The organism is Hyphomicrobium sp. (assembly GCF_051860585.1).
Taxonomy (GTDB): Bacteria; Pseudomonadota; Alphaproteobacteria; order Rhizobiales; family Hyphomicrobiaceae; genus Hyphomicrobium_C.
This window is the reverse complement of the sequence record NZ_JBHYDS010000014.1, coordinates 35,650-55,662: the sequence shown is the minus strand read 5'-3', so window position 1 is coordinate 55,662 and position 20,013 is coordinate 35,650. Positions and strand designations below refer to the sequence as shown.

The following is a 20,013-nucleotide window of genomic DNA, read 5'->3' as shown; positions in this document are numbered from 1 at the left end:
CTTTTAGTTGGACGCCTGATTTTTGGGCGATGACCGTCAGGCGCATCGGAGGAAGCACCCCGCGCGCAGCAAAAAAGCCCCGGAGATGTCTCCGGGGCTTTCCGATGAAGGAGCCCGAGGCACACCGCCCCGGGCTCCCGCGTGCGTGAGATTAAAGATTGTAAGCGCGCTCGCCGTGATCCGAGATGTCCAGACCCTCGCGCTCCTTGTCCTCGACCGGACGAAGGCCGATGAGCATCTTCACGAGCAGGAACAGCACCGCGGAGATGATGCCCGTCCAGAGGATCGTGAAGCCCACGGCCTTGGCTTGAATGAAGACCTGCGCGGCCATATCGTAGGAGCCGGCCACCAGCTCGCCGGGCTTGGACGTGTAGTCCGCCAGGCCCGAGCCGCCGAGGTCCGGGCTCACGAGGATGCCCGTGCCGATAGCGCCGACGATGCCGCCGACCGCATGGACACCGAACACGTCGAGGCTGTCGTCATACCCGAGCGCATTCTTGATGCCGGTGCAGGCGATGAAGCAGACGACGCCAGCGACGAGACCGAGCACGATCGAGCCCATGGCACCGGCGAAGCCGGCGGCAGGGGTGACCGCGACGAGACCGGCAACGACGCCCGATGCAAGACCAAGCAGCGAGGGCTTGCCCTTGACGACCCACTCCGCGAGCATCCAGGCGACGCCTGCCGCAGCCGTGGCCACGAAGGTGTTGACCATGGCGATAACGGCCGTGACGTTGATCTCGAGGTTGGAGCCGCAGTTGAAGCCGAACCAGCCGAACCAGAGCAGGGCTGCGCCGACCATGGTCAGCGTCAGCGAATGCGGAGGCATGTGCTCCTTGCCGTAGCCAACGCGCTTGCCAACGATGATCGCGCCGACGAGACCGGCGACACCGGCGTTGATATGCACGACCGTGCCGCCAGCGAAGTCGAGAGCACCCCACTTGAAGAGCATGCCCGCATCGGCGGAAGCAGCCGCGAGAGCTTCGCCACCAGCCTTTGCAGCGTCAGCCATGATATCCGGGCCACCCCAGTACCAGACCATGTGCGCCATCGGGAAGTACACGAACGTGACCCACAGGATGACGAACAGCATGACGGCCGAGAACTTCATGCGTTCGGCCACCGCGCCGACGATGAGTGCAGGCGTGATGCACGCGAACGTCATCTGGAATGCGATGAACGAAAGCTCCGGAATGTAGACGCCGTTCGAGAACGTTGCCGCAAGCGACGAGGGCGTCACGCCGTGGAGGAAGAGCTTCGAGAAGCCACCCACGTAATCGTTGAGCGCTCCGCCGTTGGTGAAGGCCATGCTGTAGCCGTAGGTCACCCAGATCAGCGCGACGACGCAGACGATCGCCAGCACCTGCATCAGCAGCGAGAGCATGTTCTTGGTCCGAACCAGGCCGCCGTAGAACAGCGCGAGGCCGGGAATGGTCATCAGAAGCACGATGATGGTGGAAAGAAACATAAAGCCGGTGTCGGCTTTGTCGGGCGTCGGCGGCGCAGCGGCCTGCGCGAGCGCAGGCAGCGAATAGAGCGCGAACGCGGCGGCGGTCGCAAGGACCCCGGTCGCGCGGTTGAGTAGGCCTGACTTCATATCGTGAACTCCCCTGTCTTTCGAACTGTGTGCATCGCGCATGTTTCAGAGCGCCGCGTCGTCGGACTCACCCGTGCGGATGCGCAGGGTGTGCTCGATCGAGGAGACGAAAATCTTGCCGTCGCCGATCTGGCCGGTCTTGGCGGCCTTGACGATGGCCTCGACAGCCTTGCTGACGAGCACGTCGGCGACGACGACTTCGATCTTGATTTTGGGCAGGAAGCTCACGGCGTATTCGGCGCCGCGATACACTTCGGTGTGGCCCTTCTGGCGGCCGTAGCCTTTGACTTCCGTGACGGTCATGCCCTGCAGGCCGATATCGGTCAGATTTGACCGGACCTCCTCGAGCTTGAACGGCTTGATGACAGCAGTGATGAGTTTCATCGAGAGCACCCCTTGAGTTTCGTCCCCCCGCTAGTTTTTGGAGTAGCGCGAGACAGGCCTCCGATGCCGCCAGCAAGAACTGCGGGCGGCAATCGACGGACAGAGAGTCAAGAGATGTGCCAACTCGGAGGTGGGCCGGTACAAGCCTGAATTCATTGAGACTTTAGAAACGTCCGACCATAAATTAGCCATAACTGCCCCCTCAAGGCGCACAGAAATTGTGCACAGGACAGCGATTGATCGACATTTAGGCACCGTTGGGGGCATCCCGACGGGTGGCCCGCCCCCGTGAGGGGACGGGCCGAGTGGCAAACACACCGACCGTGGACGATGAGCGGGCTACTTGCCCACGCCGCCCGGAGTGAACTCAGGGTAGGCTTCGACGCCGACTTCCGACTTGTCGAGACCCAGCATTTCGTCTTCGAGCGTCGGCCGCAGGCCGATGGTGAAGCGAAGGAAGACCCAGACCACGAGCGAGGCCAGCGCGACGAAGCCGCCGATGGCGCCGATGCCGATCAACTGCGCAAGCAAGGTCGCGTCGCTGTTGGTGAACACGACGGCCACGGTGCCCCAGATGCCGGCGAACAAATGGACCGGGATCGCACCGACCACGTCGTCGATCTTCAGCTTATCGAGCAGCGGCACCGTAAACACCACGATCACGCCGCCCACCGCGCCGATGATGATGGCCCAGACGGGCGACGGCGCCAAAGGCTCGGCGGTGATCGAGACGAGGCCCGCGAGAGCGCCGTTGAGCACCATCGTAACGTCGACCTTGCCGTAGATCAGCTGCGTGAGAATTGCAGCGGCGACCACGCCGGCCGCAGCCGCGAGGTTCGTGTTGACGAAGATGCGCGACACGGCGGATGCGTCACCGGGCGTCGCGATGGCAAGCTGCGAAGCGCCGTTGAAGCCGAACCAGCCAAGCCAAAGGATGAACGTGCCGAGCGTAGCAAGCGCGATGTTCGAGCCCGGCAGTGCGTTGACCTTGCCGTCCGGACCGTACTTGCCGTAACGCGCGCCGAGGACGATCGCACCCATGAGCGCAGCCCAGCCGCCCGTCGAGTGAACAACGGTCGAGCCGGCGAAGTCCTGGAATTCCGCGCCTGCGAAATCCTTGATCCAGCTCGTGTCAGCGCCCGATGCCAGCCAGCCGGCGCCCCACTTCCAGGATCCTGCGATCGGATAGATGAAGCCCGCGAGGATTACCGTCGCGATCACGAACGGCCAGAGCTTGATGCGCTCGGCCAGGGTGCCCGAAACGATCGAGGCCACCGCGCCGCAGAACACCATTTGGAAGAACCAGTCCGATGCCGCGGCGTACGAGCCCGGATCGGAGTCGATAGCCGGAATGACCTTCGGCGTAAAGGAGCCGAACAGCCCGCCGCTAACGCCGTCGTACATGACGTTGTAGCCCACGAGCCAGAACATCAGACCGGCGACGGAATAGAGCACCACGTTCTTGAGGCACTGCATCGAGACGTTCTTGGACCGGACAAGACCGGCTTCGAGCATCGCGAAACCGGCGGCCATGAACATCACGAGGAAGCCGCCAATGAGGAACAGCAGCGTGTTGAAAACATAGGCGTCGTCTACGGCCGGTGTTTTCGTCGCGTCGGCCGCGGGAGCGGCGGCGGCCTCAGGAGCGGCGGCAGGCGCAGCTTCTGGGGTCGGGGCCGGAGCAGGCGTCGCGTCGGGCGCCTGCGCGACCTGGTATTCCGCAGTCGTGCCGATGACGGTTTCGTGCGCGCGATCGACAGCGGCTGCCGGACCGGCAATCACCGCCAAAGACAGCATAGCAAGGCCCCCCAAGGCCTTTGCTCGGCTTGCCAAAGTTCCAAAAATCATACTTGAACTCCCCTTGTGAATAGTCGGTGAGATGGGATGGGATGACCGGCGCTAGAGCGCGGCGTCGTCGGCTTCACCGGTGCGGATGCGCACGGTGTGTTCGATCGACGAGACAAAGATCTTTCCATCGCCGATCTGGCCGGTCTTGGCGGCCTTGACGATGGCTTCCACGGCCTTGCTGGCGAGCGCGTCGCCGACGACGACCTCGAGCTTGATCTTCGGCAGGAAGCTCACGGCGTACTCGGCACCGCGATAGACCTCGGTATGGCCCTTCTGACGCCCGTAACCCTTTACCTCGGTCACGGTCATGCCCTGCAGGCCGATGTCGGTCAGGTTCGACCGCACCTCCTCCAGCTTGAATGGCTTGATGACGGCAGTGATCAATTTCATTGGTTCAGCACCCCCTTGATGTCGCCTCCGCCAAAATCCGCGAGAGACGTCCTGTGACTTGCCGCCGGCGAAAATCCGGCACCAATCGGGGAGGTACTACTCAAGACACGTGCCAACTGAAGACACGCGTTAAGCCCTGATTTTATTGGGATTTATACGAAATTTATCGTGGGTAAAAATACGTATGGCCAAGCCCTCAGTCAGGCCATTTTTTGATCACTGCGAATTATTTAATCAGAAATGCTGTCTTGCGTTGGCGGACCAAACCCTCCTGCGCGGTCGAGGCCACCAGCCGGCCGTCGCGCGTATAGAAGCTGCCACGGCAAAAACCCCGTGCTCCGGCCGCATTCGGGCTGTCTTGAGTGTAGAGCAGCCAGTCGTCCACCCGGAACGGCCGGTGGAACCACAGCGAGTGGTCGAGGCTGGCGAGCTGGATGTCCGGATCGAACAGCAGCTTGCCGTGGGCGATCAGCGCCGTGTCGAGCAGCGTGAAATCCGACGCGTACGCCAGCACGCACTGGTGCAGCAGCGGATCGTCCGCCAGTTGCCCGTTGGCCTTGAGCCAGATGTCTTGGCGCGGCGGGTGCGACGCGTCGCGGCTGAGATACCGCGACACGTCGACGGGCCGGAGCTCGATCGGATTTTCGCGGAGCCAGTAGTTGCGCATCGCCGCCGGCAGCGCGTCGATCAGCTCAGACACGCGGTCCTTGGCGGACGGCAGGTCTTCGGGCGGCGGCACGTCCGGCATGGCGGACGCGTGCTCATAACCCTCTTCGTCCTTATGGAACGACACGCTCATGGCGAAGATCGCCCGCCCGTGCTGGATCGCCTTCACCCGCCGCGTGGTGAAGCTCGCCCCGTCACGGATGCGCTCGACCTCGTAGAGGATGGGATGCGTGGGATCGCCGGCCAGCAGGAAGTAGGCATGCAGCGAATGCGCGGGGCGATTGTCCTCGACAGTCCGCCCGGCCGCCACCAGCGCCTGGCCCAGCACCTGCCCGCCGTACACCCGCTGCCAGCCGTTCTGCGGGCTGACGCCCCGGAAAATGTTGACCTCCAGCCGCTCCAGATCGAGCACGTCGAGCAAACCGGCAAGCGCCGGACAGGTCTGCTCTTGGCCGGCGGTCATGGTGCCTCCTCGCATTTGATGCTAACGACGAAGTCCAAACGATGGGCTGACGCGCCGCAGGGGTCAAGGTGACCTGCCCGCCCTGGCGCGTGTGCCGCAGCCGCCAAAAATCACGAGAGACAAATCGCGAGAGCCGATGCCCGACCCGCGCCCGCCGCACCGCTTCGACATTGTCATCTCCGGCGCGAGTTTTGCGGGTCTCGCCTTGGCGCGCGCGCTCGGAACCGCCTTCGGCAGCGACCTCCGCATCGCCGTCGTCGATCGCGTTCCGCGTGCCAGCAAAGACCGCGTTCCGCGGATAAGCAAAGACAACGTTCCGCGGACCGGTGAAGACCGCAGCAGGGACACAACCGCACCCGACGCCCGCGCCTTTGCACTCTCGGCCGGCGCACGCCGCATGCTGGAGACGCTGGGCATCTGGCAGGAGATCGCCGCCACCGCCGAGCCCGTCACCGGCATCGAGATCACCGATTCCAGCCTGGAGGCGGGTATCCGCCCTGTCCTGCTGACCTACGACAACCACCTTGCCGGCGATGCTGGGACAGACGCCGAAGACGCAGCCGTGCCCGCCAGCCACATTGTTCCGGCGTCCGGCCTCGAGCGCGCGCTTCAAAACGCCGTCGCCGCCCAACCGAACGTGACGTTCTTCACGCCCGGCGAGATCGCGGAGTTTTCAGGAGACGACAGCGCCGTCGCGATCACGCTCAAGGACGGCACGACACTGACCGCCGCCCTGTTGGTGGGCGCGGAAGGCCGCCGCTCGCCGTCGCGCGAAAGCGCGGGCATCAAGGCGGTCGGCTGGAAATACGGCCAGACGGCCATCGTCACGACCATCGCCCACGAGCGCCCGCACGGCGGCATCGCCACACAGCACTTTCTGCCTGCGGGACCCTTCGCGATCCTGCCCTTGCCGGGCAACCGCGCCTGCCTCACCTGGACCGAGGAGGAGCATGAAGCGAGCCGCATTCTGGCCCTCGACGACGCAGGCTTTCTCGCTGAAGTCGAAACCCGCGTCGCGGGCCGCCTGGGCGCCGTCGAAGTCGTCGGACCGCGTCAGTCCTGGCCGCTCGACCTGCATCTCGCTCGCGCCTACGTCGCCCCGCGTTATGCACTGATCGGCGACGCCGCCCACGGCGTTCATCCGATCGCGGGCCAGGGCGTCAACCTCGCGCTGCGCGACGTGGCCGCTCTCAGTGAAATCGTCGCCGACAGTTTACGGCTCGGCCTCGATCCGGGCAGCCTCGAAGCGCTCGGCCGCTACGAGCGCTGGCGCCGCTTCGACAGCTTCGCATCGGCCGCCGCGTTCGATGGCCTCAATCGCCTGTTCTCGAACGACTCGATGCTGGTCCGCGCCGCCCGCGACGTCGGACTGGGCTTGGTCGACCGTCTTCCGGGCCTGAAACGCCGCCTCGTCGCCGAAGCCGCCGGCCTCACCGGCGACCTCCCCCGCCTGTTCAAATCCGAACGGCTGTGAGGAGCTGAGCAGCACGAACCAGTCGCGAGGTCGGACAGGCCGGAAGCTCGCGTGTAGATGGAACTAAAAAGTTACAGTAGGCGTCCCTTGACGATCACGCTCTTGACATCCAAATCATGGTATGATCCGGAGAACAAAACAAGATCGAATGCGCAGTGTGCATTTGCGCAGGAGGTACTATGCCAAGCGGGTTTAATGAACGAAAAGCTGCTCACGTCGCGGCATACTTTGCCTTAAGGCAAGGCGGCTCTATCAATATCGTCAAGCTTATAAAGCTCGTGTATCTTGGGGACCGTGAGTTTCTGAAGCGATACGACGCGCCAATTTTACATGATCGACTGGTCTCCATGCCGAAAGGACCAGTGAATTCGAACACATATAATTATGCCAGTGGTCAAGTACGAGCAGAGGTCTGGGATTCCTATTTGTCCGACGAAGCAAACCACATGATCTCTTGTTCCAACCTCGCAGAGAACCAGTTAGACGAGTTGAGCCGCGCAGAGATTGGAGTCCTCGATCATATCTGGAACGAATTTGGTCACATGACTCCTTGGGAGCTTGTCGACTACACTCATGACAACTGCGCAGAATGGGAAGATCCACAAGGCTCTTCAGAGACAATCCCATACGAACGAGTATTGAAAGTTCTAGGGAAAGGTACGGCCGCGAGAGACATCGCAGAGCGCATAGAGGCGGAACGCTTAGCCATCAAACAAATGGAAGGCTAATCGGTCCGTGCCTTACCAACCTGCCAAAGGCGGTACCCTCCTGATTCCGAGCGGGTCCGTCTCAAAGCCGGATGGAAAGCACCTGTTTATAATTTTAAACGACGCATGTGGAGACGGGAAACACGCACTTGTTAGTGTTTCCCGAATTGTCGAAGGCCAATTTCATGACCCAGCTTGTACCATCGAAGCTGGCGAGCATGACTTCATCAAAGTACGAAGCTTTGCGCGCTATTCTATGGCGCGCGTAGAGACGTCCGTTCATCTTGTTAAATGTGTTGAAGGATGGACATTTACGGAGAAACCACCCGTGGAGGCAAATCTAGTCGAGAGATTAGTTGTTGGCGCTCTCGGCTCCGACTTCACGCCTCGTTACGTGCAGGCCTATCTAGAAAGCCTAGCACCCTAGTACTGTTCTCGAACGGATACGGCTTTAGTCATCCACCCCGGCGTCCACGCCCTCATCCCCCGCGTCCACTTCCTCCGGGGGCGCGAGCACGATGACACCGCCCGCCACATCCACGCGCCGCACGACGTCGCCGGACATCGGATAAAGCACGGTCCGGCTCGCCCCGTCGGGACGCACGTCGAGAATATCGCCGGCCCCGTAGTTCAACACCGCAACGACGGTCCCGAGTGCCGCGCCCTCGTCTGTCCTGGCCGCGAGTCCGATGAGGTCGGCGTGGTAGTACTCGCCCTCCTCCGGCGGCGGCAGGCGATCCCGCGACACGTAGAGAGCGGTGCCCTTGAGCGTCTCCGCCCGCGTCCGGTCCGCCACACCTTCGACGCGACAGATCAGCCCCTTGGCCGTCGCCCCCTCGACGCTCAGCACGAACCGCGTGCGACCATCCTCGGTCTCGAGCGGACCGTAGCGCGCAATGCCGTCCGGCTCCGCCGTATAGCTGCGCACCAGCACGGCGCCGCGAATGCCGTGCGCGCCGGCGATGTGGCCGAGCAAAACCCGCCGCTTCGCATCGTCGCCGCCCTCGTTTCCTTGCGGGCTCGTCTTGTCTGTCATCGAAATCTGTTCGCCTGCTTCTTCTAGGCCGCCCCAGGTCCAGTCACGGATCCGGCCGACGGAGGTCCGGCTGACGGCGGTCCAGCTGACAAAGGTCCGACGTACCGCATCTCGACGGCGATCGGCGCACCGGCCACGTCGACCACTGCAGATGACACCGGCTTCGCCGGCGCGAACCGGCCCGAGATGTCGACCAGCAGGCCCTCGGGACCCGCTTCGAGCCCCGTCAGCAAAACCCCGTTGGGCGGGACCGCCAGCCGCACGGCGATGACCGCCTCGCCCCGCACGGCATCATAGTGGTAGCGCCCGGTGAAAACACCCCCATGCGGATCCGAGCCGAGCACCCGTCCGCCCCGCAGCATCGCGAGCCCTTCGACCCGATTGGCGCCATCCGAAGCCGTCAATGCCGTGAAACTCAAACCGTAGACGCCTTCGTTCACCACGCTGACCGCCTCGCCGCTCGCTGAGCCATCCGATTGTCCCCACGAAAAAGGACTACTACGGATTGCAGCGAGCGCGCGCAGGAATGCCGCCCATCCTTAAAACCGGGGACATCTGGACGCGACCGCGGGCGCGACGCAACGGGAGCCCGCTATTGCAGCCGCTCGATGCGGTTGCCGATGGCGATGGCGTAAAGCCAGAGCCGCCGCTCCCGGTGCGTCCACGTGTCGGTGTCGGGCTTTTCGGTCATCAGTGTGGTCCCCTGGACCAGCACGTCGCTCCTCCGATCCCACCAGGCAGCCTGTGCCTCGTCGAGATTGGTCCTCAATGGCATGGAAGTCGTCCCCGTCGCTTACAGGAACCCATCGGCCGCCGGACGTGCCGGCCACCGCCGCTCCTGTCCCCTTCGCCTCCGTTCACACGGGCTGCCGCCCCCAAGCGTCAGCTATAATGAAGCTATGACAATTCGCGCCCGCCCACGACACCCGCCAGGGTAGGCTCCGCACAAGTTTTGGCCCTGATGCAGAATTGCAGCAGCGCCCAAATTCCAGTCTGACGCGGAACAAACCACCCTGGGCGCGAAACAAAAAAAGTGCCCGGCGGTTGGCCGGGCACTTTCGAAACACAGTCGCTGAAGCCAGCGCTTATGCGTCGCCACCGGAAGCGGCAGCGGCAGCAGCATCCTCGGCAGCCTTGGCCTTGGCGGCGGTGCGCTCCTGCGCCTTCTTCTTCGGCTTCGACTTCTCGGGGTTGTTGCGCGGCGCACGCTTCAACAGGCCAGCGCCGTCGAACAGACGCTCGACGCGATCCGTCGGCTGTGCGCCGACCGACAGCCAGTACTTGCACCGGTCTTCGATCAGCTTGACGCGATCGGCATGGTCCTTCGGCAGCATCGGATTGAACGTGCCGATCTGCTCGATGTAGCGGCCGTCACGCGGCGACGCGTTGTGGGCCACGACGACGTAGTAATAGGGGCGCTTCTTTGCACCACCGCGCGAAAGGCGGATCTTGGCTGCCATGACGTGAAGTCCTTTCTCTGGTCGTTGCTTCGGCGGCGCACCGCCTGAATTCTCGAAATTGAAGTGACGTCTATTTCTTCTTCCCCGGGAAACCCGGGAATTTCGGGTGCGATCCGCCCAAGCCGGGCAGCCCGCCGCCTCCCAAACCAGGCAGGCGCGGCATGCCGCCCCCACCGAGTCCGGGCAACCCTTTCGCGCCACCCGCAGGCAGCGCATCGCGAAGTTCGGCCGGCAGCTGCGCGATCGCCTTCGGATCGAGACGCGCCAGTTCGTCCTGCATCTGCGCCATCTCGGCGTCCGACGGAGCAGCCCCGCCGCCCATGCCGAACATGCGCGACATCATTCCGCGGTTCTTGCCCATCTGCTTCATCATGTCCGCCATCTGGCGATGCATCTTGATGAGCTTGTTGATCTCTTCGACCTTGGTGCCGGAGCCGGCCGCGATGCGCCGCTTGCGCTTGGCGTCGAGCACTTTCGGCGCGCGCCGCTCCTTGGGCGTCATCGACGAAATGATCGCGCGCTGGCGCTTCACGATCCGGTCGTCGATGTTCGCGGCGTTGATCTGCTGCTTGATCTTGCCGACGCCGGGCAGCATGCCGAGCACGCCGCCCATGCCGCCGAGCTTTTCCATCTGGGCCAGCTGTTCGCTGAGATCTTCCAGATCGAAATCGCCCTTCTTCATCTTCTGGGCGATCGAGCGCGCCTTTTCGACGTCGATCGACTGCGCGGCCTTCTCGACGAGACCGACGATGTCGCCCATGCCGAGGATGCGGCCCGCGATGCGCTGCGGATCGAAGTCTTCGAGCGCGTCCCACTTCTCGCCCGTGCCGAGCAGCTTGATTGGCTTGCCCGTCACCGCACGCATCGAGAGCGCCGCGCCGCCGCGGCCGTCGCCATCGGCGCGCGTCAGAACGGTGCCGGTAATTGCGAGACGGCTGTCGAACGCCTTGGCCGTGTTGACGGCGTCCTGGCCGGTGAGGCTGTCGAGTACGAGCAGGATTTCATGCGGATTGGTCGCGGCCTTGATCTCGGCCACTTCACCCATCAGCTCTTCGTCGAGCGTCGTGCGGCCGGCGGTGTCGAGCATCACGACGTCGTAGCCGCCGAGCTTGGCCGCCTCGATTGCGCGCTTGGCGATCTGCAGTGGCGTCTGCCCCGCCACGATCGGCAGCGTCGCGACCTCGGTCTGCTCGCCGAGCACGCGAAGCTGCTCCTGCGCCGCGGGACGGCGCGTGTCGAGCGACGCCATCAGAACTTTTTTCTTGTCGCGCGTCTTGAGACGCCAGGCGATCTTGGCGGTCGTCGTCGTCTTGCCGGAGCCCTGCAGACCGGCCATCAGGATGGCGACCGGCGGGCTCGCATGCAGATCGATCGGCGCGGCGTCCGAGCCGAGCATCCGCACAAGCTCGTCGTTGACGATCTTGACGACCATCTGGCCCGGCGTGACGGACCGCAGAACCTCTTGCCCGATGGACTTGGCTTTGACGCGATCGATGAAGTCGCGCACCACGTCCAGCGCCACGTCCGCTTCGATCAGCGACCGGCGCACCTCGCGCATGGCGTCCGACACATCGCTCTCGGAAAGCGCGCCGCGCTTCGTCAGCTTGTCGAAAACCTGCCCCAGACGATCGGAGAGCGATTGAAACATCGTGCCTCATATGCAAAACGCTGAAAGCACCCGAGGGCGCAACGCGCTGTCGGATGTTCACCCCCCTGCCTCCCGGCTCATCGTGAGAGAGCCATGCGCAGGGCGGCGGCTCTGAAAGTCAGGGCCGTCGGAATTTGGGCGCACATTCTCCGATACACCGGCCCCTGTCAACGCCCTGACCGGGAATGGGCGAGAAAGGGCGGAATTCGGCAGGATTTGCAGGTCCCAGGAGGCCTGGGGTGTGTTGCGAGACCACGCGTACCCGAAAAATGAGGGCCGACCGGGCGAAATCATTGCCTCAGGCGCGGCCCGCCAACCATAATTCCGCGCCGATCTAAGCCCAGGACACGCTGGGGCGGGGGCCAGGGGAGAGACTTGAGATGTTGAAGTTGCGCTGGCAGTGCGCGTTGGCCTCGGCGGCCCTTGTTCCGGCCGTACTCGCGGGCGGCTGCTCGTCCGGCATCGGCAATCCGTTCAAGGACAACAACGATTTTGACCGCACCTTCATCGGCGCCGCCCAGACCTGGGATCTCGACAAGAACGGGTCGGTCACCTGCGACGAATGGGTCCAGTACGTCACGACCGCGTTCCGCGAGGCCGACGCCAATGGCGATGGTTTGCTCGACGCCGAGGAGCACAAGACGCTCGTCAAGAACGATCGCCTCTTCGAGGTCGCGAACATCGCCTACTACGACGCCAACGGCGACGGCAAGCTCAGCCTCGAGGAAATGACGGGCAAGCAGAACGTCGCCTTCAAGCTTCTCGACCGCAATCAGGATTGCCAGATCGACCGCACGGAAACAGTGCAGGTCCACGGCGTCGACCGCGTAAAGGCGAAGGACCTCGCTCCGGACACCACACGGCAGGGCCCGCCGACGGGCTCCGGCGGCCGCTACTAATACCTATCGTTCGGAGAGTAGAGAGAGCGATGCGAGCGATCACGCTCGCATCGCGATCGTTAGAGCGCGGCGCTACTTCGGCGACATACGCACGATGCGGCCTTCCGAGTCGGTGACGAGATAGACGGCACCGTCCGGCCCTTGCTTCACATCCCGCACCCGATCGCCGACGTCATCGGCAAGTACCTCATGCGCAACGACCTGGCCGTCCTTCATCACGAGCCGCTGCACCTGCATGAACTTGAGCGCGCCGACCAGGAAATTGCCTTTCCAATCCGGAAAGAGGTCGCCGGTGTAGAGCAGCAGAGATGACGTCGCGATCGACGGATTCCAATAATAGACCGGCTGCTCGAGCCCCGACTTGGACGAGATCCCCTCGCCGACCGGCCCGCCCGAGTATTCCTTGCCGTAGGTGATGACCGGCCAGCCGTAGTTCTTGCCGGGCTCCGGCTGGTTGAGTTCGTCGCCGCCCTGCGGCCCGTGCTCGAGCGTCCAGAGCTTGCCCGTCGCCGGGTCGATCACGGCGCCCTGGACGTTGCGGTGACCGATCGACCAGATCAGAGGGTCCCAGCCGTCCTTTGTCGGATTGCCGGAGGCTGGAGCGCCGTCGGCCGTGATGTGGATCACCTTGCCGAGGTGGTTGGCGGGGTTTTGCGCCTCGACACTCGTCTTGCGGTCGCTCCGCTCGCCGACCGTGACGAACAGGTTGCCGTCATCCGCGACCACGATGCGCGAGCCGAAATGCTTGTCGCCGTCATAGCCTGGCTTCTGCTGGAAGATCACCTTGAGGTCGTCGAGCTTCCCGCTGTCGCCCTCAAGCGCCAGCTTTGCGCGCGCGACGCTGGTCCCATTCTCGCCGTTCTCGCGCGGCTCCGAGTACGAGAAGAAGATGGTTCCGCTTTGCGCGTAGTCACCGGCGAGCGCCACGTCGAGCAGGCCGCCCTGGCCGTTGGACATCACCTTCGGAACGCCGCTGATCGGCTCGCCCAGCGTGCCGTCCTTCGCCACCACGCGGAGTCGGCCGGCCTTTTCTGTCACCAGCATCCGCCCGTCCGGCAGGAATTCCAGGGCCCACGGATTTTCGAGCCCCGCAGCAACGGTCTCGAGCTTCACCGCTGTCTTGGGAGCCTCGGGCGCGTTGGTCTGCTCCGCGAATGCGGAGGGCGACATCAGAAACAGGAGGGGAGCCGTCAAGCTCAGGCGGGAGATCATAAACACCTCGTTGGTTGGTGGAGAGCGTCCCCCCTCATGTAGGGTGCGAATGCCGCTTGCCGAGGGCAGCCGCGGCCTCATCGCGAAATAGCCAACCCGCCGAATTGTCATTTGCACGGGCTTCGCCCATATAGTCGCCGCATGACCGCTCACGCGCCCCTCCGCTACGTCAAGATGAACGGCCTCGGCAACGAGATCCTCGCGGTCGACCTGCGCGCCGGCGGACGCACCCTTAGTGCGAGCGAAATCAAGGCCCTGGCGGAAAACCCCACCACGGCGTTCGACCAGATGATGGTGCTGCTGCCGCCGCGTACGCCCGGCACGGCCGCCTTCGTGCAGATCTTCAATACCGACGGGTCCGAGTCCGCCGCCTGCGGCAATGGCACGCGCTGCATCGGCTGGCTCGAAGCTGAGCGCACAGGCCAATCGGCCATGCGCTTCGAAACGCGCTCCGGCATGGTCGCCGTTTCAATCGCCGACATCTCCGCCATCACCGTCGACATGGGCGAGCCGCGCTTCGGCTGGGCCGACATTCCGTTGTCGGAGCCTTTCCACGACACGCGCGCCATCGAGCTTCAGATCGGCCCCATCGATCGGCCCATCCTGCACTCGCCGTCTGTCGTCAACGTCGGCAACCCGCACGTCGTGTTTTGGGCCGACAAGCCGGTCGAGACCTACGATCTCGGACGTTTCGGGCCGATGATCGAAAACCACCCCCTGTTTCCGGAGCGCACCAACGTCACCGTGGCCCAGGTCACCTCACGAACGGCGATCAAGATCCGCACCTGGGAACGCGGCACCGGCCTGACGCGCGCGTGCGGCACCGCCGCGTGCGCCACCGCGGTCTCGGCCATGCGCAAGCGGCTCACCGACCGCAAGGTCACCGTGACGCTGCCCGGCGGTGATTTGGTCATCGAATGGACCGCCGAAAACCGCATTCTCATGACAGGTCCGGTCGAAATCGAGCATGCCGGCGAAACGGGCGCCACATCGGCCGCGGCGGCGGGCGCTTGAGACGCCATGCGCCGTCGAGGGCGCGATCCGGCCAGGCCCAAAGACTTTGGCCAGAGACGTGACAACGGTGCTTAAGACTTGGAGACTATTGGATTTAATGACGATCACGCACATCCCGTACTGAGCCAACCGTCGCTACGGCACTGCCCTGCCTTGTTCGGCACCGCCGATTGCCCTAATCACGCCGGGAACGTCGCGTGACAATGTCCCCCGAAAGACCGATGTCCGAACCGCAAATCGTAACCCTCGGCTGCCGGCTCAACGCCTATGAGTCCGAGGTCATGCGCCGTCACGCGGCCGACGCGGGGCTCTCCGATTGCGTGATCGTCAACACCTGCGCCGTGACGGGCGAAGCCGTCGCGCAAGCCCGACAGACGATCCGCAGATTGCGCCGCGATCATCCGACGGCCCGCCTGATCGTCACCGGCTGCGCCGCCCAGATCGAACCGGAAAGCTTTGCCGAGATCGAAGGCGTCGACCACGTCGTCGGCAATGCCGAGAAGCTGGACCCGGCCACCTTCCGCGCCCTCGCCGACGACGGCCTCGCGCGCGTCGCCGTCAACGACATCATGAGCGTCAAGGAGACGGCGCATCATATGATCGAGGGTTTCGGCTTGGCCCGCGCCTACGTGCAGATCCAGAACGGCTGCGATCACCGCTGCACCTTCTGCATCATTCCCATGGGCCGCGGCCCGTCGCGCTCCGTCCCCGCCGGCGAGGTCGTCGCTCAGGTGCGCAAACTCGTCGAAACGGGCTCTCCCGAAATCGTCCTGACCGGCGTCGACATCACGTCGTATGGCGCCGACTTGCCGGGACCGATGACGCTAGGCCGCCTCGTCAAGCAGGTGCTCCGGCATGTTCCCGAACTGCCGCGTTTGCGCCTCTCGTCCGTCGACCAGGTCGAAGCCGATCCTCACCTGCTCGACGCCATCGCCACCGAGCCACGCCTGATGCCGCATCTGCATCTCTCGATGCAGGCCGGCGACGATCTGATCCTGAAGCGCATGAAGCGCCGCCACCGTCGCACCGATGCCATCCGCTTCTGCGATGAAGTCCGTCGTCTGCGTCCGGACGTAATCTTCGGCGCCGATCTGATCGCCGGCTTTCCAACCGAGACCGAAGCCATGTTCGCCAACACGCTCGATCTCGTGGAGAGCTGCGGCCTCACTTATTTGCACGTCTTCCCGTTTTCGCCACGCAAGGGCACGCCCGCCGCCCGCATGCCGCAGGTCGATCGGCCGGCCATCAAGGAGCGCGCCGTCCGGCTGCGCGCCGCAGGCGAGGCGGCCCACGCCCGCTACCTCGACCGTCTGAAAGGACAACGCATCGAAATCCTGATGGAACGCGATCGTCTCGGCCGCACGCCGCAGTACGCCGAGGTCCATGTCGATCGCCGCGTGCCGGTCGGCACGATGCAGTGGGCCACCCTCGGCAGCCACAATGGCCGCCGCGTCGACGGGACGGTGCACGCGTGAGCCCCGGCGAACCGAAGAAAAAGGGATTGTTCAGCCGCTGGCTTCGGCCTGGCGCCGACGCACCCGATGGCCCATCGCCCGACCCGTCATCGCCGGACCTGACGCCACCAACCACACCCGCGCTCGAAAGCGTTGAGCTGCCACCCGCGTCCGATCACGACACCGCACCGCCGCCTGCCGACTCCGAGACTGCCGAGACCGAGACTGAGACCGCCGAGCCTGAGACCGTCGCGCCGCCGCCCGCGCCCACCGAGCCGGAACCTCCCGCGCGCGTTGGCTGGTTCGCGCGCCTCAAACAGGGCATGGCCAAGACATCGTCGCGGCTCACCGAGGGCATCACCGGTCTCGTCACCAAGCGGAAGCTCGACAGCGAAACCCTCGAAGAGCTGGAGGAAGTCCTCCTCGCCGCCGACCTCGGCATCGAAACGTCGTCGCGCATCACGGCCGCCCTCGCCAAGGGCCGCTTCGAGAAAATGGTCACGTCGGCCGAGATCCGCGAAACGCTGGCCGAAGAGGTGGCGCGCGTTCTCGAACCCGTGGCGCGCCCGCTCGTCATCGACGCCAGCCGCAAGCCCCATGTCGTGCTCGTGCTCGGCGTCAACGGCAGCGGCAAGACCACCACGATCGGCAAGCTGGCCGCGAAACTGAGCCGCGAAGGCCACCGCGTCATGCTCGCCGCCGGCGACACCTTCCGCGCCGCCGCCATCGATCAGCTCAAGGTCTGGGGCGAGCGGACCGGCGCGCCCGTCATCGCCCGCGATGTCGGCGCCGACGCCTCAGGCCTCGCCTTCGATGCGCTGAAGGAAGCGCGTGAAGCCAACACCGACGTTCTGCTCATCGACACGGCCGGCCGCCTCCAGAACAAGGAAGGCCTGATGGCCGAGCTGGAGAAGGTCGTGCGCGTGCTGCGCAAGATCGACGAGACTGCCCCGCACGACGTGCTCCTCGTCCTCGACGCGACGACGGGACAGAATGCCATGCAGCAGGTCGAGGTGTTCGGCAAACGCGCCGGCGTGACGGGCCTCGTCATGACCAAGCTCGACGGCACCGCCCGCGGCGGGATCCTGGTCGCCATCGCCGCCAAACATGGGCTCCCCGTCCACGCCATCGGCGTCGGCGAGGGCGTCGAAGATCTGCAAAGTTTCTCTGCCAAAGATTACGCCCGCGCGATAGCCGAACTCTGAAGCTTGGGTTTAGACAAATGCCGCCCGCGCCGCGCCGAACGCATAACAAGGACGATCAAGCGAACATGAGCCGCCAACGCCTCTACCCGTTCAATGCCGAACAGACCGTCAACATCCTGAGCGAGTTCGGCCCGCTGGTGACGATGTTCATCGTCAACGCCATGTACGGCATCAATGCCGGCACCTGGGCGCTGATCACGACCACCGTTTTCGCCATCATCGCAATGATCTACATGTTCGGGCGCCCGCCGGTGTTCCCGCTGATCGCCTCCACGGTTACGATCGTCTTCGGCGCCCTGACCCTGATCACCCATGACCCGATGTGGGTGCAGATCAAGGTCACGATCTTCAACGCACTTTTTGCGGCCTTCCTGTTCCTCGGCCTCTACCTGAAGCGCAACTTTTTCGAGTACGTCTTCGGCAAGACGTTTCGCTATACCGAGAAGGGCTGGAACTCCTTCACCAAGAGCTTCGCCTGGTTCTTCCTGTTCACGGCCCTGCTGAATGAGGCCGTGCGGCTCTACTTCAAGGACGATCAGGTCTACAACATCCTGGGACACGCCATGAACGGCGTCGACATCTGGATCGCGTTCAAGCTGTTCATCGTTCTTCCGCTGAGCGGGCTCTACGCGTGGGTTCTGACAAAACTGATGAGCAAGCACCACCTCTGAGACGTTGCTTGCTGCTGACGTGTTCCGTCGCGAACTGACACTGCGGCCGGATGCGCAAACGATGGCAGGCCGCCAAGAGCCCCTGCCGCAATAAGGCGCTGAACGAGCCCGCCACGGATTGAAATGGAACGCCGATGAGCCAGACCGAGACGAAGACCGACAAAGAGGACAGCGGCACGCAGCAGCTTCTGAAGTTCCTCGTCGAGCTGGGACCGCTCGTGGTGTTCTTCACGATGAACGCGCGCGCTGGCATCTTCTGGGGCACGGGCTGTTTCATTGCCGCGACCGCCGTGTCGTTGGTCGCCTCACGCTTCCTTTTTGGGCGCGTGCCGATCATGCCGTTGGTCTCTGGCGTCGTGGTTCTTGTTTTTGGCGGACTGACCCTGTGGCTGCAGGACGATTTGTTCATCAAGCTCAAGCCCACCATCGTCAACACGATCTTCGCCGCCGTGCTGTTCGGCGGACTGTTCTTCGGCAAGTCGCTGCTGCGCTACCTGTTCGGCGACGTCTTCAGCCTCACCGAGGAAGGCTGGCGCAAGCTCACCTTCCGCTGGGCGTGCTTCTTTGTGCTGCTCGCGGTGTTGAACGAATTTGCCTGGCGGCTGTTGTCGACGGACTCGTGGGTGGCCTTCAAGGTCTTCGGCATCATGCCGATCACGATGGTCTTCGCCATCGCCCAGGTCGGGCTCCTGCAGCGCCATGCGCTCGACAAGCCCGAAGAAGAATAGACGGTTCGAAAAGCAATTCTGGAAAGGCAGTCGTCCGTCACGGCCGCGAGAGGCAGCCATGACGGAATTCGTTGTGCACTTTACGCGGCAACCTTCTTGAGCAGGTTGCGCTCGATCAGCGTCTCGGCGATCTGCACCGTGTTGAGCGCCGCACCCTTCAGAAGATTGTCGGCGACGATCCACAGCGCCAGCCCGTTTTCGACCGTCGTGTCCTCGCGGATGCGCGACACGTAGGTCGCGTACTCGCCCGCCGCCTCGACCGGCGTCACGTAGCCGCCCGGCTCGCGCTTGTCGACGACCAGGATGCCCGGCGCGGTGCTCAGGATCTCGCGCGCTTCTTCGGCGGAGATCGGACGCTCGAACTCGACATTGACCGACTCCGAGTGACCCACGAACACCGGCACGCGCACGCACGTCGCCGTGAGCTTGATCTTGGGGTCCATGATCTTCTTGGTCTCGGCCATCATCTTCCATTCCTCTTTCGTGAAGCCGTCTTCCATGAAGACGTCGATATGAGGAATGCAGTTGAACGCGATCTGCTTCGGAAACTTCGTCGGCTCGACCTCGGTGCCCGGCACATACTTGGCCTTGGTCTGCGACCACAGCTCGTCCATCGCCTCCTTGCCCGCGCCCGACACGGACTGGTAGGTCGAAACGACGATGCGCTTGATCTTTGCCGCGTCATGCAACGGCTTCAGCGCAACGACCAGCTGCGCCGTCGAGCAGTTCGGGTTGGCGATGATGTTCTTCTTGGCGAATCCCGCGAGCGCTTCGGGGTTCACCTCCGGCACGACGAGCGGCACGTCCTGATCGTAGCGCCAGCACGACGAGTTATCGATCACGACGCAGCCCATGGCGCCGATCTTGGGGCTCCACGCTTTCGACACGGACGAGCCGGCCGACATCAGGCAGATGTCCACCTTCGAGAAGTCGAACTTCTCGAGATCCTGGCATTTGAGGGTCTGGTCACCGAAGGAGACTTCCGTGCCGAGCGAACGGCGCGACGCGATTGCGAACACCTGATCTGCGGGGAAGTTGCGCTCCGAGAGCACATTCATCATCTCGCGACCGACGTTTCCGGTGGCGCCGACGACAGCGACTTTGTAACCCATGATCTCGATCGTCCTTTGCAGCAGCGAAGCGCCACGGTGGGGCGC

General features: G+C 63.8%; 20 protein-coding genes. 8 read left to right on the top strand and 12 right to left on the bottom strand.

Translation table 11 applies throughout. The annotated features are described in order from the left end of the window. Positions 1–151 precede the first annotated feature (151 nt). The 5 genes from ACTIFK_RS17725 to tesB form a co-directional block, all read right to left on the bottom strand. Positions 152–1,597, bottom strand: coding sequence for an ammonium transporter (locus ACTIFK_RS17725; protein ID WP_439544340.1), 1,446 nt, complete (start codon positions 1,595–1,597; stop codon positions 152–154). A 45-nt stretch (positions 1,598–1,642) separates the two neighbouring features. Beyond that, positions 1,643–1,981: a P-II family nitrogen regulator gene (locus ACTIFK_RS17720; RefSeq protein ID WP_439544339.1), complete on the bottom strand. Its 339-nt coding sequence runs from the start codon at positions 1,979–1,981 to the stop codon at positions 1,643–1,645. A gap of 339 nt (positions 1,982–2,320) precedes the next feature. Continuing rightward, positions 2,321–3,778, bottom strand: a complete 1,458-nt coding sequence (locus ACTIFK_RS17715; RefSeq protein WP_439544338.1) for an ammonium transporter — start codon at positions 3,776–3,778, stop codon at positions 2,321–2,323. A 102-nt stretch (positions 3,779–3,880) separates the two neighbouring features. Beyond that, a complete protein-coding gene (locus ACTIFK_RS17710; protein WP_439544337.1) occupies positions 3,881–4,219 on the bottom strand; it encodes a P-II family nitrogen regulator in 339 nt (112 codons plus the stop codon). 226 nt (positions 4,220–4,445) lie between these two features. Beyond that, entirely contained in the window at positions 4,446–5,348 is a 903-nt protein-coding gene (gene tesB / locus ACTIFK_RS17705; RefSeq protein WP_439544336.1) for an acyl-CoA thioesterase II, read from the bottom strand. A 136-nt stretch (positions 5,349–5,484) separates the two neighbouring features. Here tesB and ACTIFK_RS17700 point away from each other — a divergent pair, with 136 nt between their 5' ends. Then, positions 5,485–6,822, top strand: a complete 1,338-nt coding sequence (locus ACTIFK_RS17700; RefSeq protein WP_439544335.1) for an FAD-dependent monooxygenase — start codon at positions 5,485–5,487, stop codon at positions 6,820–6,822. 179 nt (positions 6,823–7,001) lie between these two features. Next, on the top strand, positions 7,002–7,550 hold the full coding sequence (locus ACTIFK_RS17695; RefSeq protein ID WP_439544334.1) for a Panacea domain-containing protein: 549 nt from the start codon (positions 7,002–7,004) through the stop codon (positions 7,548–7,550). A gap of 430 nt (positions 7,551–7,980) precedes the next feature. Here ACTIFK_RS17695 and rimM read toward each other — a convergent pair whose 3' ends face one another. From rimM to ffh, 5 genes are all read right to left on the bottom strand, one after another. Beyond that, positions 7,981–8,565 carry a ribosome maturation factor RimM gene (rimM, locus tag ACTIFK_RS17690; protein WP_439544333.1) on the bottom strand — a complete coding sequence of 195 codons (585 nt, stop codon included), beginning with the start codon at positions 8,563–8,565 and terminating at the stop codon, positions 7,981–7,983. 23 nt (positions 8,566–8,588) lie between these two features. Continuing rightward, positions 8,589–9,008, bottom strand: a complete 420-nt coding sequence (locus tag ACTIFK_RS17685; protein WP_439544332.1) for a hypothetical protein — start codon at positions 9,006–9,008, stop codon at positions 8,589–8,591. A gap of 149 nt (positions 9,009–9,157) precedes the next feature. After that, a complete protein-coding gene (locus ACTIFK_RS17680; protein ID WP_439544331.1) occupies positions 9,158–9,340 on the bottom strand; it encodes a hypothetical protein in 183 nt (60 codons plus the stop codon). A 310-nt stretch (positions 9,341–9,650) separates the two neighbouring features. Beyond that, on the bottom strand, positions 9,651–10,025 hold the full coding sequence (gene rpsP, locus ACTIFK_RS17675) for a 30S ribosomal protein S16 (RefSeq protein WP_439544330.1): 375 nt from the start codon (positions 10,023–10,025) through the stop codon (positions 9,651–9,653). A 70-nt stretch (positions 10,026–10,095) separates the two neighbouring features. Continuing rightward, positions 10,096–11,673: a signal recognition particle protein gene (gene ffh, locus ACTIFK_RS17670; RefSeq protein WP_439544329.1), complete on the bottom strand. Its 1,578-nt coding sequence runs from the start codon at positions 11,671–11,673 to the stop codon at positions 10,096–10,098. Between the two features lie 380 nt (positions 11,674–12,053). Between ffh and ACTIFK_RS17665 the strand changes: the two genes are divergently transcribed. Further along, entirely contained in the window at positions 12,054–12,572 is a 519-nt protein-coding gene (locus ACTIFK_RS17665) for an EF-hand domain-containing protein (protein WP_439544328.1), read from the top strand. 72 nt (positions 12,573–12,644) lie between these two features. Here the strand turns inward: ACTIFK_RS17665 and ACTIFK_RS17660 are convergent, their stop codons facing one another. After that, on the bottom strand, positions 12,645–13,784 hold the full coding sequence (locus tag ACTIFK_RS17660) for a PQQ-dependent sugar dehydrogenase (protein ID WP_439544327.1): 1,140 nt from the start codon (positions 13,782–13,784) through the stop codon (positions 12,645–12,647). 141 nt (positions 13,785–13,925) lie between these two features. Here ACTIFK_RS17660 and dapF point away from each other — a divergent pair, with 141 nt between their 5' ends. The 5 genes from dapF to ACTIFK_RS17635 all read left to right on the top strand — a co-directional run bounded on the left by dapF (position 13,926) and on the right by ACTIFK_RS17635 (position 18,856). Continuing rightward, positions 13,926–14,798: a diaminopimelate epimerase gene (gene dapF / locus ACTIFK_RS17655; protein ID WP_439544326.1), complete on the top strand. Its 873-nt coding sequence runs from the start codon at positions 13,926–13,928 to the stop codon at positions 14,796–14,798. Between the two features lie 221 nt (positions 14,799–15,019). Then, a complete protein-coding gene (gene mtaB, locus ACTIFK_RS17650) occupies positions 15,020–16,273 on the top strand; it encodes a tRNA (N(6)-L-threonylcarbamoyladenosine(37)-C(2))-methylthiotransferase MtaB (protein WP_439544325.1) in 1,254 nt (417 codons plus the stop codon). Next, positions 16,270–17,457, top strand: a complete 1,188-nt coding sequence (gene ftsY / locus ACTIFK_RS17645; RefSeq protein ID WP_439544324.1) for a signal recognition particle-docking protein FtsY — start codon at positions 16,270–16,272, stop codon at positions 17,455–17,457. The genes mtaB and ftsY overlap by 4 nt, the downstream gene beginning before the upstream one ends. Positions 17,458–17,522: 65 nt before the next feature. Beyond that, a complete protein-coding gene (locus ACTIFK_RS17640; RefSeq protein ID WP_439544323.1) occupies positions 17,523–18,128 on the top strand; it encodes an inner membrane-spanning protein YciB in 606 nt (201 codons plus the stop codon). Between the two features lie 134 nt (positions 18,129–18,262). Next, positions 18,263–18,856: a septation protein A gene (locus tag ACTIFK_RS17635; RefSeq protein WP_439544322.1), complete on the top strand. Its 594-nt coding sequence runs from the start codon at positions 18,263–18,265 to the stop codon at positions 18,854–18,856. An 80-nt stretch (positions 18,857–18,936) separates the two neighbouring features. Here ACTIFK_RS17635 and ACTIFK_RS17630 read toward each other — a convergent pair whose 3' ends face one another. Further along, the gene (locus ACTIFK_RS17630) at positions 18,937–19,968 is read right to left on the bottom strand and encodes an aspartate-semialdehyde dehydrogenase (RefSeq protein WP_439544321.1); all 1,032 of its coding nucleotides are present in this window, start codon (positions 19,966–19,968) and stop codon (positions 18,937–18,939) included. Positions 19,969–20,013 lie beyond the last annotated feature (45 nt).